Below are 16,109 nucleotides of genomic sequence, written 5' to 3'. Positions count from 1 at the left end.
CTTATGCGACGGCGCTGTATCTGAAGCGATGCCCATAGTAATGTGAACAGGTCTGATATCCCCGATGTACAAACTCAATCAATTGCTCGATACCCTGGAAGTCGAGCAGCTGGATACATTTTTATTCCGTGGCAATTCTCTTCCTCTGGCCCTGCCTCGAGTTTATGGTGGGCAGGTTCTCGCCCAGGCGATCAATGCCGCTGCTCGTACCATCGACAGTGAGCGACAGCCGCATTCTATGCATGCCTATTTTCTGCGCCCCGGCGATGCCAAGCGCCCAATTATTTTTGATGTTGATCCGATTCGCGATGGTGGCAGTTTCAATACCCGTCGTGTTGTCGCCAAGCAAAATGGTGCAGCGATTTTTAACTGTTCCATTTCTTTTCAGAAAGTTGAAAAAGGCCTTGAACATCAAATGGATCTGCCCGAGGGTACGCCGATGCCTGAGGATCTGGAAAGTGATCAGGCGCGTAATGAGCGTATTTATGCTCAGTACAGCGATAAAAGCGCACCGTTTATTTTTCCCCTGAGTATGGTGGATATCCGTTCCACCCAACCCCAGCACCCTATCGATCCGGAGCCAGCCGAGCCCGAGCACGGCTTTTGGTTTCGTTTTAATGGCAAATTATCGGATGACCTCAATGTGCATCGCACCTTGTTGACCTATATCTCCGATTATAAATTGATGACCACGGGTCTCAGACCCCATCGCGTTCGCGGCCTTATGGAAAAAATTCAGGGCGCCAGCCTCGATCATTCCATGTGGTTTCACCAGCCGGTGAGAGTCGATGAGTGGCTTTATTATCATTTGGACAGCCCCAAGAGTGGCGGCAGCCGAGCCTTTAACCGTGGCAGTTTTTACAGTCACGATGGCCGTCTCGTTGCGTCAACAGCCCAGGAAGGACTGATCCGCGTCCGGGACTAGCGCCCGGATTTGAGTTCGATTTGAGAGTTTTCGTCTCTCGCTTGATAAACTTGGCCATGGTGACGGCTATCGGCAACATCATATGATGTTGCAAAAGAGGAGAGTCATCATGAGAAGCTTTACCGAAGAACAAACCATGTTTCGCGAGGCCTATCGCAAATTTCTGGAACAGGAAATCGCGCCCCATATGGAGCGTTGGCGCGAGCAGGAAATTGTCGATCGCGAAGCCTTTTTAAAAGCCGGTGAGCAGGGCTTCCTGATGATTTGGCCCGACGAAGAATACGGTGGTATGGGCGACCGAGATTTTCGTTACGAGCAGATCATCATTGAAGAAAACGCCCGAGCCGGAACCGGTGAATGGTTTGCGACCCTGCACAGTCGCTTGGTTGGCCCCTATCTTGATCACTTCGGTAATGACGAACAGAAAAAACGCTTTCTGCCTCCCTGCGTGCGTGGTGAAAAAATTCTCGCGATAGCGATGACTGAACCTGATGCCGGCAGTGATCTGGCCGGCATGCGAAGTACGCTCAAGCCCGATGGCGACGATTTCATTCTGAATGGCTCGAAGACGTATATCTCAAACGGAATCAATGCCGATCTTGTCATCGTTGCGGCCAAGGCTGATCCGGATAATAACCCGCACGCCATGACGCTTGTGGTGGTTGAGCGTGGCATGGAAGGTTTTGAGCGGGGGCGAAACCTCGACAAGATGGGCATGAAAGCCCAGGACACCGCTGAGCTGTTTTTCAATAATGTGCGTATTCCCAAAGACAATGTGCTTGGCGAACATGGCCACGGTTTCTTTTACTTGATGAAAGGCTTGGCTGAGGAGCGACTGATTGCAGCGGTTGGTTCAACTGCCAATGCTCGCCGTGCCTTTGATTTGACTCGCCAGTTTGTGATGGAGCGCAAGGTGTTTGGCAAGCCTTTGTCTCATATGCAGAACACCCAGTTCACCATGGCTGAAATGGACGCCGAGATCGACATCATGCAAGCCTATGTAGATACCTGTGTCACCCTGCACAATAAAGGCGAATTAACCGTAAATATGGCCGCGAAAGCGAAGTTGCAGGCCACAGAAATCGAGGGTCGCATGCTGGATCTGGGCGTGCAGCTTCACGGCGGCGCGGGTTATATGAAGGAATACCCCATTTGCAATATGTTCACCGATGCACGCATTAACCGGATTCTGGCGGGCAGTTCGGAGATTATGAAGTTGATCATTGGGCGGGATGTTTTCTCTGATAACTACCGCAGCTTATTGGACTGAGGCGCCTAAAATCTCATTTTTGACAGACTTTTGTCTAATTAGAGCTCTATTTAATTAGACAAAATCTGTTCATTCGACGAGATTCATTGCCAGAATCGAGGCTCTGTACAATTATTTCAGTCAGATCATTGATTGGAGTACAGCCCCGTGGCCTACTTGGCAGAGACCGCAAACCCTCATCAGAAAGCAGCGCAAGCACCCATCGCGGTATTGTTGTGCAATCTGGGAACACCCGAGGCGCCAACAGCCAGTGCTCTGCGTCCTTATCTGAAGCAGTTTCTCAGCGATCCACGTGTTGTTGAAGTCCCGCGCCTGCTCTGGTGGGTGATCTTACGCCTGTTTATTTTACCTTTTCGCCCCAGGGCCTCTGCCAAACTCTATAAACAAATCTGGACAGAGAACGGTTCTCCGTTATTGAAGATTTCCCGGCAGCAGCAGTCGGCTTTGCAAGACCGTCTGGATGCGCACTTCGGGGCAGGGCAGTACCAGGTGCATCTGGCCATGAATTACGGTAAGCCTTCTTTTTCCGATGAGTTGGCCGAGATTCGAAAGCAGTTCAGTGATCAAGTAATCGTGCTCCCCTTGTACCCACAGTATTGTGGTGCCACCACGGCTTCGGCCTTTGATGCCCTGAGTAAAGAGCTCAGAAAACAACGCTGGGTGCCCAGTCTGAGATTCATCAATGGTTATCATGATCATCCTTTTTATATCGCTGCGCTGAAAGCATCGCTGTTGAAGGATTTTGAAAAAAATGGCCAGCCACAAAAGTTGATCATTTCTTACCATGGAACACCCAAGTCGTATCTGGAAAAAGGGGATCCTTACTACTGTTTCTGTATGAAAACATCTCGCTTGCTCGCCGAAGCTTTGGGCTTGAGTGGGGAGCAATACGAAAGCTGTTTTCAATCCCGATTCGGAAAGCAGGAGTGGCTGCAACCTTATACCGATATTCGGCTGGAGCAATTGCCGGAAGAAGGCACAAAAGATGTGGCGGTTATCTGCCCGGGCTTTTCGGCGGATTGTCTCGAAACCCTGGAAGAAATTGCGGTGGAGAACCGGGACACTTTTTTACATGCCGGGGGAGAAAGCTATCGCTACATTCCCTGTCTGAATCAGGAAGCGGAACACATCAATTTCCTAGCTGCCCTGGTGCAGGAAAACGGATTTTCAGAACGTAGAAAATCGCAGAACACAATGGCTGTGGTCGTTGCGTAGAGTAGGAACTTTGGCTTGAATAAAACTGGAGAAATGTCATGCAACAGAAAATACAGATTGGTATTAGTGCTTGCTTGGTGGGACAGGAAGTTCGATATAACGGCGGTCACTGCCAGTCGAGCTTGTGCCTTAAAACTCTAAGTGAGTATTTTGAGTACAAAACCTTTTGCCCGGAAGTGGCAGCCGGTTTTTCGGTACCTCGCCCAACCATGCGTCTGACAGGTGATCCGGACAAACCTCGTCTCAGTTACAGCGATGATCATAGTGTTGATGTCAGCGCCCGGTTAATTGCGGTCAGCCAGGAAGTAATGCCTCGAATGCAGGACATCTACGGTTACATTTTGATGAAGAATTCTCCCAGCTGCGGCATGGAGAGAATAAAGGTGTACCAAGACAATGGTCATCCGCATATGAAAAAACGTGACGGTTTATTCACTGAGCAGCTGCGCAAAGCGTATCCCAACCTGCCCATCGAAGAAGAAGGTCGCCTGCACGACAAATACCTCTATGAAAACTTTGTCTTGAGAGTGTTTTGCTATCATGAGTGGCGGAGCAAGGTCCTGGCCAATTTGAGCATTGGTGAAATGATGAAATTTCACAGCCGACACAAGTTTATTTTGCAGGCACACAATTATGAGCAAACCGTCGCTCTGGGAAGGTTTCTGGCCGATCTTGAGCAGGGGGCGTTAGCTGATGCGGCTCAAGAATACGAGTCTCGTTTTATGACGATTCTTGCCAAGCCGGCGTCAAAAGCCGGGCACTGTAATGTTATGATGCATATTCTCGGTTTTCTTAAAAAGCGTGTGGATAGCCAATCGCGTCAGGATCTTGTTTCGGTGATTAAAAGCTATCGCAAGGGCGAAGTGCCCTTGATTGCACCCATGACGTTATTGAAACACTACACCCCAAGATTTGGTGGTGATTATATTAATGCCCAGAGCTACTTTGATCCGTACCCGGGGGAACTCGGTTTGCGTAATGGGCTTTAAGTTTAAGGTATGTTCTGACTATGCAGCTTGTTTGGTTTCGAAATGATCTTCGTCTGGATGATAACCCAGCTCTTTTTCATGCCTGCCAATATGCCATGGAAAAGGGCGATACTGTACGCGCCGTTTTTATCGCCTGCCCGGAGCAGTGGCGCTTGCATGATGAGTCTCCCCGTAAGTTGGGAATCCTTCAGTCTGCATTGCAGTCCTTGCAGAAAACGCTTGCAGATTTGGGGATCACACTTGAGTTGTTGGACGTTGCGCTTTTTGACGATGTTCCCAAAGTGTTGTTGGATTATTGCCAAAGTCACCAGGCGAATGGTGTGTATTTCAATCGCGAAATTCCTTTAAATGAAAAGCATCGAGATGAAGCCGTTGCTGAATTGTTGGGAAATCATGGCATTACTGTTCAACCGTATTCGGATGATCGAATTATCCATGCCCCCTTGCTCAGTAAGCAGGGCGCTGTCTATCGAGTGTTTACACCCTGGTATAAAAACTGGCTGTCAGTGCTCAGTAATGGTCTTCCGGAGGTTTTGCCCAGCCCCAAAGCGCCCGCAAAAGCGGTGGATATTCTTGAACCTATAACCGTTCCTGGCGCGGAAGTCTTTCGAGAGGATTTATGGTCTGGCGAGGAAAACAAAGCGCTCGATCAATTGCAGCGGTTCTGTGAGCAAAAAGCCGAACATTATCAGGCAAAGCGAGATTATCCATCCATTGCCGGTACCAGTACCTTGTCACCGTATTTGGCCATCGGTTTGTTAAGTGCGCGTCGCTGTTTGCATACGCTGTTTGAAGTCTGCGTTAAGCAGGGGTTTCATCATGAGGATTGTCTGAACCACGTTTGGGCAAGAGAGCTTGCCTGGCGGGACTTTTATCGCTATCTCATGTTGAACTTTGAACACATAAGTCGAGGTGAAAACTTTAAACAGGAGCCCCTGTCGAGAGGCTGGCTCACTAATGAAGACGCCAAACGGGCTTGGGAAACGGGCCAGACAGGATTTCCAATCATCGATGCTGCCATGCAACAGTTACTTCGAACCGGCTGGATGCACAATCGTTTACGGATGCTGGTGGCGAGCTTTTATTGCAAACTGCTTTGTCTTGATTGGCGCGACGGAGAACGCTTTTTTATGCAGCATCTGGTGGATGGTGATTTCCCTTCTAACAATGGAGGCTGGCAGTGGAGTTCATCAACAGGCTGTGATGCCTCACCGTGGTTCCGAATCTTTAATCCAACAACACAGTCCCAGAAGTTTGATGAGTCCGGAGACTTTATCAAACGCTTTCTGCCAGAGCTTGCCGATTTAGACAGCAAGTCCATTCACTGGCCCAGCCAGGAACAACGCCTGGCGTGTCATTACCCGGATCCAATTATCGATTATAAAGAGGCGCGGCAGCTCGCCCTGGATTTCTTCAAAGTAGATAGTTGAATCGACGAGGATTAGGAGTAGTTTTTAATGATCCTATCCAAGCGATCGTAGAAGGCTTCAAGTTCTCGGCGGTTTGCTGCGTCACTATTGAGGGTGTGATGAAAACCAAGGTTCAGATTCACTCCATTGTAGTGCAGGCAAATTTGGTAGCCGTCTGGACCTTTGTCGAGTTGCACCTGATCCAGGTGGTATACGCCGTCTTGTTGATGTCCATGGGCCTGTATCAGGCCCGCGGCCAAGAGAATCCGTCTTCTATCCTGTGGGCTGCTCATAGCGGTTTCTCATGACCAATTTTCAAAAGAAATCTAAATCTGAATGTTTTCCGCTTCAATAACCTGCTGAAGCATTTTTTCCATGGTGTGACGTGCGTGCGCCGTCTGCAAGTATATGCGACGGTGTAGTATCGCGTCTTCGGTGTCGCGGTTTTCACATTGCTGGCTGTAGCTCTCAAACGCGCACAGCGATTGAATGAGTTCGGCGATATGTTTCGGGCATTCGCAGTCGATAGCTGTGCTGACATTACTCAGCTTGTTGAGCTGTGAAGGGTTAAAAATATGCACTGGCGCCATGCCTGAGCTGTCGATTTCATGCTCTGATTCTTCTTCCAGACTCGCCAGCTGACTGATGGCTTGGTACAGCTCCGCAGTGTTCAGAGGGGCTCGCCAGAGTTTGAAGCCATAGCCTCGAAGTTCTTCAACCAACTCGCGCAGGCCGTAGTGGAATACGATAAATACCGATTCGATTCTCTGGCTGTGATGAAGCTCACGCAGGCTGTGCAACACGGTGGCGTTCAAAGTTTCAATCTGCAATACCGCAATATCATAGTGACCGTTTTCAATCGCTTCAGCAATTTGAGCAAAGCTGCGCAGACGGGCACAGAGGTCGACGTTTTGATTATTGTCGAGCTTGTTGATCAGTGCCGAGGGAATGGCTTCCCCACAGGTGAGCAGGCGCAGCTTGCCATTGCCGGTCTGGGCTTTGCTGGCAGAGTCCAGGGAAGGTTCCAGGGCCTCCTGACTGCAGAGGCCGGACAGCTCATCCTGGCTCAAGGTGGCCAGTTCGCCGATCTTGTAGCCATCGTCGATCAATTGTTTGATGGTTCGCAGGCGGAAGATGTCCTGCTCGGAGTAGCGACGTCGACCGGTTTCGGTGCGTCCGACCAGCAGGCTTGGGTGGCGTCGTTCCCAGGCGCGCAAGCGGTGTGCACTGATGCCGGTTTGTCGAGATACGGTAGCAATTCCAAATTCAGCGAGTTGATTCATAGCCATTTCCTATCCGCGTCTAAAGTCTGACTATAGATATAGCAAAATCAGTCTATGAATGCTCAAAATTTTCTGTACAAAGCTATTTATTTTCATGTTTTGTCTAAAATATTTAGACAAAACGTAGAGGCTTGTGTCAAAAGCCGATAAAGGGTTGTAGCAGTTTTGGCACAAGACCTTTGAATTGCAGAGGGGCATCCATAGCCACCAGGCAGATACAGGCTTCATTGCCGATGGTAATCGGCTGATGTTCGACTTCGTGGTTCAAATCGGCCACATCTCCAGGGTAGAAACAACCCAGTTCATCCTGAAATGCCCCTTGCAGAACCATGGTCAGTTCGCTGCCCTGGTGGCTGTGCATGGGTAGATTACGACCGGGCGCAATACGCAGCAGTTTGAGACCACCATCCATGGAATCCAGGCTAATGCTGTGCATACCAGGAACGAGGCACTTCCATGGCAAGTCGTCGCCCTGTCCCGATAGAATTTTCTGGATAGCATCGGGCATGGTTTCCTGGCGCGGGTCGATCAGCTCAGGCTGCGGCGTTGGTGCAGACTCCATTTCCAGTTTCCTGAAAAAGTCGTCCCTGGCCGAGTCATTCTGCTGAGGTACTGCCGTCGCCTGGGCGTTCAGTAGCTGCCCGGCAAGCGCCTCGGCCTGAAAAACTTTCTCATGGCAATGGGCGCAATGCTGCAAATGGCAGGCAACTAAGACATCGAAAGACTCAGGTAGGCTGCCGGCTGCATAACTCAGTAAGGTGGCGTCGTCTGGATGATGATTGATATTCATGATGCTACATCTAAATCTTTACAGAGTTTTTGAAAGGCCAAGCGAATACTGGACTTAATGCTGCCCAGGGGGAGCCCCATGATCTCGGCAATCTCACTATGACTGCGCCCGAGGAAATAAGACTGATAAATAACCTGGGCTTGTCGATGGGGCAGTTTGGCAATGGCTTCTTTCACGATATTGGAATCCAAATTGAAGTTATCCATTTGAACTTCTTCGCCTTCCAGGCTTTGCAAATGCTTTTGCTCAACTTTTTGTCGACGTTTGAAGTCGATAAACAGGTTTCTGGCGATGGTGAACAACCAGGTTGAGGCACTGGCCTTGCTGCGCTCGTAACTGGCCGCTTTGCGCCAAGCTTGTAAAAATGCCTCCTGGCTGAGTTCTTCCGCCAGCGTGGCATCGGCGCAGAGCTTCAATAACCAGGAGCGCAGGCGCGGGGAAAAATGGTCGTAAAAGCGCATAAACAAGCGCTTATCGCCTGTTGTCGCAATTAGCTCCAGACTTTGATTCCAATCAGTTTCCACTACTGACTCTACTTGGGCTTCACTCATCGAATTTCCCGTTTGCATGTTCTCTATACGAGGGCGATCAGCATTCAGATCACAAGAAAAATAACTAAATATGAACTGATCTACTCATGCAAGGGCAGCGTATGACTATGTATAGCAAACGATAAGTATTGTCTAAGAAAATGTCTAAAAAAATTGCAGTTATTGGTTCAGGTATCACCGGTTTGTCTTGCGCGTGGTTATTGTCACAGCGTTATCAGGTCAGCCTGTACGAAAAAGATGACCGTCTCGGCGGCCACAGTAATACTGTGGAAGTGGACAGCAGCATTGGGAAATTGCCCGTAGACACCGGCTTTATTGTCTATAACGAACGGAACTATCCCAACCTGATGGCTTTGTTTGACCATTTAGGCGTCAAAACCCAAGCCTGTTCGATGTCTTTCTCGGTTAGCAACCATCAGATGGAATACGCCGGTGGCGAAGGTCTCAGTGGCATTTTTGCACAAAGTGCGAATAGCTTACGTCCCGAGTTTTGGCGCATGTTGGTCGATATTATTCGTTTCTACCGCCGAATGAGTGACGAGGAACAATCGGTTCCCAATGACATAAGCCTGGGTGAACTGCTGGAACAGCAGAAGCTCAGTCGGTCTTTCATCTATAACCACCTGTTGCCGATGGGAGCCGCTATCTGGTCGACTCCGATGGACAAAATGCTGGAATACTCGGCCAGCAGTTTTATTGAGTTCTGCCGCAATCACGGGCTGCTGCAATTGGCGAATCGTCCGCAATGGCATTCCGTTGTTGGTGGCAGTCGCGAATACGTGAAGCGCATCATCGATGAATACCAGGGCGAACTGCTGTGCAATCGAGCGGTGAAATCTGTACGCAGATTGGGTGGCCGAGTATTGATCGAAGACTGGCAAGGTAACCGAGAGGACTATGATGAACTGGTGATGGCTTGTCACCCTGATCAAAGCCTGAAGTTGCTCAATGATGCCAGTGAGGAAGAAAGCCGGCTATTGAGGCTGTTCCAGTATCAACGCAATCGCGCAATTTTGCACAGCGATGAAAGCTTGATGCCAAAGAGTAAATCGGCTTGGGCCGCCTGGAATTATTTATCGGATGGTGCTTCCGAAGTTTCGGTCAGTTATTGGATGAATAAGCTGCAGCATTTGGAATGCCCGGAAGCGATGATTGTCAGCCTGAATCCGCTTGAAATGCCCGATGAAGATAAAATTCACGCCAGCTTTCTCTACGATCACCCGATGTTCAACAATGACACCAAGCAGGCTCAGACTGAGTTGTGGAATATACAAGGCCATAACAATACTTGGTTTTGTGGTGCCTGGTGTGGTCATGGTTTTCATGAAGACGGTTTGCAATCAGGTTTGATTGTGGCCGAAGCTTTGGGGGGCTTATCGCGTCCATGGTCTGATGATGGGGCGAAATGGAATGCGCGTATTCCGTTGCCAGATTCCTGGCGCAAAACCTCTGCCTCCATTGAGGCAGCCTGATGAACAGCAAGTTAGTCTACGGCAGTGTCAGTCATCAGCGTTTTCGGCCCGTGCCTTATACTTTGAAACAGGCGCACAACTGCATGTTACTGGATATCGACGAGCTGGATCACTGCTGCAGTCTGTCCCGCATGTTTAACAGAAACGTGTCTGCGGCCATGGCTTTCTATGACAAGGACTATGGCCGTGAAGAAAGTCAGAGTGTGCGGGAATTTATAAACGATTTGCTCAGCAATAAAGGGCTTCCAAATCCCAATAAGGTCATGCTTCTGTGCAGCCCCAGAATTCTGGGTTATGTGTTTAATCCTCTCAGTGTTTGGTTGTGTCTCGATGAGGCTGAAGAGATTTATACGATTGTCTATGAGGTTCGAAACACGCGGGGCGAGAAACATCATTATATCGTTCATCTCCCGGAGGGTGAGCAAAACACCGATAGACTGCCCTGGCATACGGCTGACAAAAAAATGTATGTGTCTCCGTTTTCCACGTTGGATGGTGAGTACAGTTTTAAATTCTCGCTTTCTGAGGAAAAATTCAAATTAGTCATCCACTTTTCAAATCGGGATGATCGTGCTTTCAGTGCAATGTGGGGAGGTCGTTTTGAAACAATCGAAAAACGATCTCTCCACCGTTTTTTCAGACAATCCATCTTCAATAACGTCAAGGTTATTCTGGCAATACACTGGCATGCATTGAAGCTCTTCCTGCGATCCGCGCCGTGGTATCGCTTTCAAACTCAATCCGGGCCTGCAGTGAGCATGGGCCGTATCAAATCAAATAAATAATGGTGAGTGAAATGTCCGGTTCCTATTTACAGAATGATATTGCCAAGCAGCCTCAAAGCTACCCCATGTTGAATAGTTGGCAGCGATACCTGATCAGGCATCTTGAGTCACTGGGTTTGAGCCGTTTCGAGATCAGTTTTGGGAACAAAGCATCTTCAGCCGTTACCCTTGGGGTAATTAAACCTGGAATACCGCTTGCCAAAATTCGCATTGTGAGTATTAAAGCGCTGGGAGCTGCTTTGGGTTCTGGGGTGTTGGGCTGGTCGGAAGCCTACCTAAAGGGTCATTGGGAGACCGACAGTTTGATTGATGTCTGTAATTGGGCCATGGCAAATCTGGACAACATTGAAAAAGGGTTTTCAGGCAGTTTGTGGAGCAAACTGCTTAACCGCATCGTACACCTCAGAAACGCTAACAGTCGCGAAGGCAGTAAGAGAAATATCGAATACCACTACGATCTTGGGAATGATTTTTATCGCCTGTGGCTGGACAGTTCCATGAGTTATTCCTCGGCCCTGTATGACAGTCAAAATATCTCCTTGCGCGAAGCACAAGTGAACAAATATCGTGAAGTGATTCGCATGGCCAATATTCGACCCCATGATCGAATTCTTGAAATTGGTTGTGGCTGGGGTGGTTTTGCGGAAGAAGTGATGTCGGTACTGGGTACAGAGCTGCATGGCGTCACTCTGTCAAAGGAACAACTCCAATGGGCAAAAGAAAGAATGTCCCGCTTGAGAGAATCCGACCGAACGCGTTTGGAATTGAAGGATTATAGAGATCTCGACGGCCAATATGATGCCATTGTCAGTATTGAGATGTTTGAAGCCGTTGGCGAAGAACATTGGCCGGGATACTTTGAGGTACTTAGGGAAAAGCTCAAACCCGGCGCCAGTGCGGTATTGCAGGTGATCTGCATTAATGAAGATCGCTTTGAGCATTATCGTAAAAATACGGACTTTATCCAGAAGTACATTTTTCCCGGTGGCATGTTGCCGAGCCCAAGTAAAGTGCGTGAATTGGCTGAATCTTCAGGTTTGGAACTGCATTCCGAGAAAGAGTTCGGCACAGACTACGCGAAAACTCTGGAGCTGTGGCGTTTGTCTTTCCAGCGAGCCTGGCCGGAACTCCAGGCCCAGGGCTTTGATGCGCGTTTCAAACGTATGTGGGAATACTATTTGTGTTATTGCGAAGCTGGATTCAATTATAAGTCAGTGGATGTGCGTCTGTTTGAATTGAAAAAACCAGAGTCCGTGTAGGAAAAATTAAATCACTGTTTAGAGAGGCTTGGCGATGGAATCAGTGTGGTTAACAGGTGCCAGCCAGGGCATTGGTCGGGCACTGGCTCTTGAATTAGCAAAAGAAAGGCGGCGCATTTATGTGTCGGCCAGAAATGAATTGGCCCTGCAGGAACTAAAGCAAGAAGCCGAAAGAGAAGGCTATCCTGGCCTATTGATTCCTAAGGCCCTGGATATTTGTCAATCCGATGAAGTGCAGCGTGTCTGCGAGGAAATTCGAGCGGATGGGAAAATCGACAGTGTTATTTTAAATGCTGGTACCTATCAACCGGCCCCTGCGTCCGAGTTTAATTGCCAGTCACTACGCGAATTGTTTGAATTGAATGTGTTTGGCACCGCCAATTGTCTGGAGGTTGGTATCAAGACTCTTTTGAAGCAGGAGGGCGGGCAAATTGCCGTGGTAGCCTCTTTGGCAGCCTATCGCGGCTTGCCTAACTCGGCTGGCTATGGCGCTAGCAAATCAGCCCTGATTCATCTTGTTGAGTCGCTGTATACAGAGCTTCATGAGCACAATATTGATATCAAAGTGATTAACCCGGGCTTTGTGGAAACTCCATTGACGGATAAAAATGAATTTCCCATGCCCCAGATCGTCACCGCAGAATGGGCGGCCAGACGAATCGTCAAAGGGCTCAATAACAGTGGGTTTGAAATTCGTTTTCCTTTTGTGTTTGCCCAGTTTATGGGGTTCCTGCGTTCCTTGCCGTATGGCCTGTATTTCAGATTGTTAAGAAGATTTGTAAAACACTAGAACTTACTTACTGGAGGGGGCTGTATGCAAAAGATAACACTTTCCCAACTAAACCAATGCACTAAGAATCTCCAGCTTCGGGTTTTGTCCATCAACAGTTGTTTGTATCAAGCGTATGTGTTGGTGGATGATTTCGAGTGCGTATTGCTCGACGAAAAACAGCGAAGCATTAAAGCAGCAAGTGTTGGTTTGTTGGTTGAGAAATTAAAAGGTATTCCTTTTTCAAAAGCCACTATGGTACACAGCAGTGCCTATGATGAAATGATTGGCTTGACGGAAGGTGAAAAGGTCAAGGCCTTGGAAGTGCCCATGGATTGGGCCGGTCTCTGTAACATCCATGGAAGGTAAGTGGTTTACGTATTCTAAAACACTTAATTGATTTTGCAGTTTCCGTTCTCACAACGCGATTTCCCGGTAAACAGGAAAGAAATGCGGTAGCGATTTTTGGCAAACAGAATATAAGCAAAATTTGCAATGGGTCGAATCAGTGGCCAGCGTGTGATGGAAAAACCGATATCTCGCCAGGAACCTTTTTCTACAAGGCGCCAGGCCGCATGACTAACGTCGAGACCATAAATAAATGAGCCATCGCCTTTTTGGCCATGCAATATCTGACGCGCCTCATTCAAATCAATCGATGGGTACTGTTCACCAAAGCCATCCGCTTCGATGTCCAGAAACGCCAGTTTCCCATCGTGGTTTAGCGTTCTCAGTATATCGACTTCCTTAACGCACAATGGACAGGTGCCGTCATAAAAGATGTTGAGTTCAGCGGTGGGTTCTGTCAACATAGGATCATGTCCCTAATTTGCATTTCTGATATTGCCTAACTCTGGCATAATATTCCCGCCATTAAAAGGGAACCCAAAATCGATGAGCTTAGCCATTTCCTATCAGGATATTGAACGTGCAGCGCAAAGGCTGCAAGGTGTTGCCGAGGTAACGCCATTATTACACAGCCGTGAGCTGGACCAAGCCACCTCTGGGCAAATATTCGTCAAAACTGAAAGTTTGCAGCACGTTGGCGCTTTTAAATTCCGTGGTGCCTACAATCGTATTGTGCAGCTGAGTGATGAACAGAAGCAAGCCGGCGTTGTGGCTTGTTCTTCTGGAAACCATGCCCAGGGCGTGGCGGCAACCGCGCAAATGCTGGGCGTAAAGGCGACCATTGTGATGCCCGAAGATGCTCCGGCCATTAAAGTAGAACGGACTCGTTCATATGGTGCCGACGTTAAGTTCTACGACCGCTACACTGAAAATCGTGAACAAATTGCCCATGAGCTTTGTGAGCAACTGAACGCAACTTTTGTGCCTCCATATGACCATGCTGATGTCATTGCAGGTCAGGGCACGGTGGGCTTGGAAATCTGCCAGCAGATGAATGGCGAAGCGGACATTCTATTGAGTCCATTGGGTGGCGGAGGATTATGTTCCGGCAGCGCATTAGCGGCTAAACATAACTGGCCGAATTTAACGGTCTATGGTGTAGAGCCTGAGGCCTTTAATGATACCCAGCTGTCCATTCAAAAGGGTGAACGACAAAGCGTTTCCCAATCCGCGAACTCCATTTGCGATTCCTTAATGACGCCCACTCCAGGCGAGTTGACGCTCCCTATTAATCAGGAATACGTCAATGCCGTTCTCACGGTCAGCGATGAAGACGTGGAAGCGGCCGTTTATTTTGCCTGGAAGCATCTAAAGCTGGTCATTGAGCCAGGTGGTGCTGCTGCCTTGGCCGCGGTATTGTCCGGTAAAGTCGATGTGGCGAATAAACGCTGTGTGATAATCGCCAGTGGTGGCAATGTTGATCCGCTGTGGTTTGCAGAAATGCTGCAAAGACAAAGCGCCTGACACTTCCAGATTTATGCCCGATACCGTGCACTCAAATGACATTTTCTCGATGAGAGCTTTTCTCCAGAAACATCCGCGCGTGGTTGTCATTACCGGCGCGGGTTTGAGTGCCGAATCGGGAATTCCCACCTATCGCGATGCCCAGGGCAACTGGTTGCGAAGAGAGCCCATTCAGCATCAGCGCTTTATTCAAGAACTCAGTGAGCGCCAACGCTATTGGGCTCGCAGCATGTTAGGATGGAAACTGGTTTCTGCTTCCCAGGCCAACAGCGCCCATAAGTCTCTGGCGCGTTGGGAGCAGGAAGGACGTATTGAGTTGCTGATTTCCCAAAATGTTGACGGCTTACATCGCAAAGCCGGTTCCAACAATGTGCTAAATCTTCATGGCCGTTTGGATCGAGTGCAATGTTTGAATTGTTACCACATTGCCCAGCGCGAAGATGTGCAATCCCAACTGATTAGCGATAACCCGGAACTGTGGCACTACGTCAGGCATGCCGGTATTGATGCTGGCCCGGACGGTGACGCCAATGTTGACGATTGGGACATGAGCCAAGTACGTTGTCCGGTATGCCCAGCCTGCGGACAAGAGGCCTTAAAGCCCGATGTGGTGTTCTTTGGTGGCACGGTTCCCAAGGCCAGGGTCGAGTTGGCCAAAGCGGCCATTCGTAAAGCGGATGCCTTATTGATTATTGGCAGCTCATTGATGGTGTTCTCGGGTTTTCGTTTTTGCAAATACGCTCAGGAAATGAATAAGCCCATGGCGGCGATCAATCTGGGCATGACCCGGGCAGATGAGCTATTGGATCTGAAGCTCGATATGGATATTGGTGAGGCCCTGAAGGCACTTTGATCTCCGTTCTACTGCAAATCTCTTTTATTTTCCCAAGTTTCCTTCTTATGGGAATAGCGCCTGATTCGACATTACTGTCAGCTAAATACCCATGAAAAGATAAAGATCATTCTCTTTTTGTCGATAGCCTAGTCAAAGGAAGGTGAATTTGGCATGGCAAAACGTGAAGTACTGGCCTTCGCACTGATCGGAGTTTTGGGTTCTGTCGCTTTATTGTCGTTTTGGCTGTTGGAGTGGCGCTGGTTAGGCAGGTTCGACAATTCATTGGCGCAGTTTGATGGGCAAAATCTGTTGGCGGTTTCTAACGGTCGCATAACTGTGCAGCAGTTTATTGATCCGAATTGCCCCTGCAATCGTTATGTTCGTGAACATCAGAAAGAACTTCAGGCGCACTACGGCCCGCAGAACGTTCGCTTCGATTTCCTGACACCTTCTTCATTGGCACCCGTATCCATTCCTTCCAGCCCGGCGGTAGCCATCTGGAGTGGCGACGGTCAGCTGGCGTATTTCGGTCCTTATAGCAATGGGATTATTTGCAATGCCAAAACCAGTTTTATTGAACCTGTCTTGAAACAATTAAAAACAGGTGAAAACCCACAGATAACCAATACGGCCGGTGTTGGCTGCTTTTGCCCCTGGCCTGATGCACAAAGCCGTGCCTAGTCTA

General features: G+C 48.9%; 18 protein-coding genes. 13 read left to right on the top strand and 5 right to left on the bottom strand.

The features are described from left to right. Positions 1-64 precede the first annotated feature (64 nt). The 5 genes from G8768_RS01865 (at position 65) to G8768_RS01845 (ending at position 5,829) form a co-directional block, all read left to right on the top strand. Positions 65-925, top strand: a complete 861-nt coding sequence (locus G8768_RS01865) for an acyl-CoA thioesterase (RefSeq protein ID WP_166852262.1) — start codon at positions 65-67, stop codon at positions 923-925. A gap of 109 nt (positions 926-1,034) precedes the next feature. Then, on the top strand, positions 1,035-2,195 hold the full coding sequence (locus G8768_RS01860) for an acyl-CoA dehydrogenase family protein (RefSeq protein ID WP_166852265.1): 1,161 nt from the start codon (positions 1,035-1,037) through the stop codon (positions 2,193-2,195). Between the two features lie 147 nt (positions 2,196-2,342). Continuing rightward, entirely contained in the window at positions 2,343-3,410 is a 1,068-nt protein-coding gene (hemH, locus tag G8768_RS01855) for a ferrochelatase (protein WP_341800957.1), read from the top strand. Positions 3,411-3,448: 38 nt separating this feature from the next. Continuing rightward, positions 3,449-4,399, top strand: a complete 951-nt coding sequence (locus G8768_RS01850; RefSeq protein ID WP_166852267.1) for a YbgA family protein — start codon at positions 3,449-3,451, stop codon at positions 4,397-4,399. 20 nt (positions 4,400-4,419) lie between these two features. Continuing rightward, positions 4,420-5,829: a cryptochrome/photolyase family protein gene (locus tag G8768_RS01845; RefSeq protein WP_166852270.1), complete on the top strand. Its 1,410-nt coding sequence runs from the start codon at positions 4,420-4,422 to the stop codon at positions 5,827-5,829. A gap of 11 nt (positions 5,830-5,840) precedes the next feature. Here the strand turns inward: G8768_RS01845 and G8768_RS01840 are convergent, their stop codons facing one another. The 4 genes from G8768_RS01840 to G8768_RS01825 all read right to left on the bottom strand — a co-directional run bounded on the left by G8768_RS01840 (position 5,841) and on the right by G8768_RS01825 (position 8,432). Next, on the bottom strand, positions 5,841-6,101 hold the full coding sequence (locus tag G8768_RS01840) for a DUF3081 family protein (RefSeq protein WP_166852273.1): 261 nt from the start codon (positions 6,099-6,101) through the stop codon (positions 5,841-5,843). 33 nt (positions 6,102-6,134) lie between these two features. Continuing rightward, complete coding sequence (locus G8768_RS01835; protein WP_166852276.1) at positions 6,135-7,091, bottom strand: MerR family transcriptional regulator; 957 nt, start codon at positions 7,089-7,091, stop codon at positions 6,135-6,137. A 136-nt stretch (positions 7,092-7,227) separates the two neighbouring features. Beyond that, positions 7,228-7,881: a ChrR family anti-sigma-E factor gene (locus tag G8768_RS01830; protein WP_166852279.1), complete on the bottom strand. Its 654-nt coding sequence runs from the start codon at positions 7,879-7,881 to the stop codon at positions 7,228-7,230. Beyond that, positions 7,878-8,432, bottom strand: coding sequence for a sigma-70 family RNA polymerase sigma factor (locus tag G8768_RS01825; RefSeq protein ID WP_166852282.1), 555 nt, complete (start codon positions 8,430-8,432; stop codon positions 7,878-7,880). Before G8768_RS01825 ends, G8768_RS01830 begins: the two co-directional genes overlap by 4 nt. 140 nt (positions 8,433-8,572) lie before the next feature. Between G8768_RS01825 and G8768_RS01820 the strand changes: the two genes are divergently transcribed. The 5 genes from G8768_RS01820 to G8768_RS01800 are packed head-to-tail and all read left to right on the top strand — an operon-like array spanning position 8,573 to position 13,086. Next, on the top strand, positions 8,573-9,904 hold the full coding sequence (locus G8768_RS01820; RefSeq protein WP_166852286.1) for an NAD(P)/FAD-dependent oxidoreductase: 1,332 nt from the start codon (positions 8,573-8,575) through the stop codon (positions 9,902-9,904). Next, on the top strand, positions 9,904-10,689 hold the full coding sequence (locus G8768_RS01815) for a DUF1365 domain-containing protein (RefSeq protein ID WP_166852289.1): 786 nt from the start codon (positions 9,904-9,906) through the stop codon (positions 10,687-10,689). The genes G8768_RS01820 and G8768_RS01815 overlap by 1 nt, the downstream gene beginning before the upstream one ends. An 11-nt stretch (positions 10,690-10,700) precedes the next feature. Beyond that, positions 10,701-11,948: an SAM-dependent methyltransferase gene (locus G8768_RS01810; RefSeq protein ID WP_166852292.1), complete on the top strand. Its 1,248-nt coding sequence runs from the start codon at positions 10,701-10,703 to the stop codon at positions 11,946-11,948. 34 nt (positions 11,949-11,982) lie between these two features. Further along, positions 11,983-12,738 (top strand): SDR family NAD(P)-dependent oxidoreductase, encoded by a 756-nt coding sequence (locus G8768_RS01805; RefSeq protein WP_166852295.1) that lies wholly within the window; start codon positions 11,983-11,985, stop codon positions 12,736-12,738. A gap of 24 nt (positions 12,739-12,762) precedes the next feature. Next, positions 12,763-13,086 (top strand): DUF6482 family protein, encoded by a 324-nt coding sequence (locus G8768_RS01800; RefSeq protein ID WP_166852298.1) that lies wholly within the window; start codon positions 12,763-12,765, stop codon positions 13,084-13,086. Positions 13,087-13,109: 23 nt separating this feature from the next. On the opposite strand, the gene G8768_RS01795 is transcribed toward G8768_RS01800, so the two are convergent. Then, positions 13,110-13,529 carry a thiol-disulfide oxidoreductase DCC family protein gene (locus G8768_RS01795; RefSeq protein WP_166852301.1) on the bottom strand — a complete coding sequence of 140 codons (420 nt, stop codon included), beginning with the start codon at positions 13,527-13,529 and terminating at the stop codon, positions 13,110-13,112. A gap of 82 nt (positions 13,530-13,611) precedes the next feature. Between G8768_RS01795 and G8768_RS01790 the strand changes: the two genes are divergently transcribed. The 3 genes from G8768_RS01790 (at position 13,612) to G8768_RS01780 (ending at position 16,105) form a co-directional block, all read left to right on the top strand. Continuing rightward, on the top strand, positions 13,612-14,589 hold the full coding sequence (locus tag G8768_RS01790) for a threonine ammonia-lyase (protein ID WP_166852304.1): 978 nt from the start codon (positions 13,612-13,614) through the stop codon (positions 14,587-14,589). Further along, complete coding sequence (locus tag G8768_RS01785) at positions 14,540-15,442, top strand: NAD-dependent protein deacetylase (protein WP_341800956.1); 903 nt, start codon at positions 14,540-14,542, stop codon at positions 15,440-15,442. Before G8768_RS01790 ends, G8768_RS01785 begins: the two co-directional genes overlap by 50 nt. 153 nt (positions 15,443-15,595) lie before the next feature. Then, positions 15,596-16,105 (top strand): DUF6436 domain-containing protein, encoded by a 510-nt coding sequence (locus G8768_RS01780; RefSeq protein ID WP_166852307.1) that lies wholly within the window; start codon positions 15,596-15,598, stop codon positions 16,103-16,105. The last annotated feature ends 4 nt before the right edge of the window (positions 16,106-16,109 follow it).

Origin of the sequence: Pseudoteredinibacter isoporae, from assembly GCF_011602085.1 — a bacterium.
Classification (GTDB): domain Bacteria; phylum Pseudomonadota; class Gammaproteobacteria; order Pseudomonadales; family Cellvibrionaceae; genus Pseudoteredinibacter; species Pseudoteredinibacter isoporae.
The sequence above is the reverse complement of the archived record's forward strand: the minus strand, read 5'-3'. Positions and strand labels throughout refer to the sequence as shown.

Excerpts from the sequence above, each read along its gene's own strand:
- G8768_RS01820 (WP_166852286.1), top strand. The coding sequence starts at position 8,573 with ATGTCTAAAAAAATTGCAGTTATTGGTTCAGGTATCACCGGTTTGTCT.
- G8768_RS01865 (WP_166852262.1), top strand. The coding sequence starts at position 65 with ATGTACAAACTCAATCAATTGCTCGATACCCTGGAAGTCGAGCAGCTG.
- G8768_RS01825 (WP_166852282.1), bottom strand. The coding sequence starts at position 8,432 with ATGAGTGAAGCCCAAGTAGAGTCAGTAGTGGAAACTGATTGGAATCAA.
- G8768_RS01810 (WP_166852292.1), top strand. The coding sequence starts at position 10,701 with ATGTCCGGTTCCTATTTACAGAATGATATTGCCAAGCAGCCTCAAAGC.
- G8768_RS01795 (WP_166852301.1), bottom strand. The coding sequence starts at position 13,529 with ATGTTGACAGAACCCACCGCTGAACTCAACATCTTTTATGACGGCACC.
- G8768_RS01790 (WP_166852304.1), top strand. The coding sequence starts at position 13,612 with ATGAGCTTAGCCATTTCCTATCAGGATATTGAACGTGCAGCGCAAAGG.
- G8768_RS01785 (WP_341800956.1), top strand. The coding sequence starts at position 14,540 with ATGTTGATCCGCTGTGGTTTGCAGAAATGCTGCAAAGACAAAGCGCCT.
- G8768_RS01835 (WP_166852276.1), bottom strand. The coding sequence starts at position 7,091 with ATGAATCAACTCGCTGAATTTGGAATTGCTACCGTATCTCGACAAACC.
- G8768_RS01780 (WP_166852307.1), top strand. The coding sequence starts at position 15,596 with ATGGCAAAACGTGAAGTACTGGCCTTCGCACTGATCGGAGTTTTGGGT.
- G8768_RS01815 (WP_166852289.1), top strand. The coding sequence starts at position 9,904 with ATGAACAGCAAGTTAGTCTACGGCAGTGTCAGTCATCAGCGTTTTCGG.
- G8768_RS01860 (WP_166852265.1), top strand. The coding sequence starts at position 1,035 with ATGAGAAGCTTTACCGAAGAACAAACCATGTTTCGCGAGGCCTATCGC.
- G8768_RS01845 (WP_166852270.1), top strand. The coding sequence starts at position 4,420 with ATGCAGCTTGTTTGGTTTCGAAATGATCTTCGTCTGGATGATAACCCA.
- G8768_RS01805 (WP_166852295.1), top strand. The coding sequence starts at position 11,983 with ATGGAATCAGTGTGGTTAACAGGTGCCAGCCAGGGCATTGGTCGGGCA.
- G8768_RS01800 (WP_166852298.1), top strand. The coding sequence starts at position 12,763 with ATGCAAAAGATAACACTTTCCCAACTAAACCAATGCACTAAGAATCTC.
- G8768_RS01830 (WP_166852279.1), bottom strand. The coding sequence starts at position 7,881 with ATGAATATCAATCATCATCCAGACGACGCCACCTTACTGAGTTATGCA.
- G8768_RS01850 (WP_166852267.1), top strand. The coding sequence starts at position 3,449 with ATGCAACAGAAAATACAGATTGGTATTAGTGCTTGCTTGGTGGGACAG.
- G8768_RS01840 (WP_166852273.1), bottom strand. The coding sequence starts at position 6,101 with ATGAGCAGCCCACAGGATAGAAGACGGATTCTCTTGGCCGCGGGCCTG.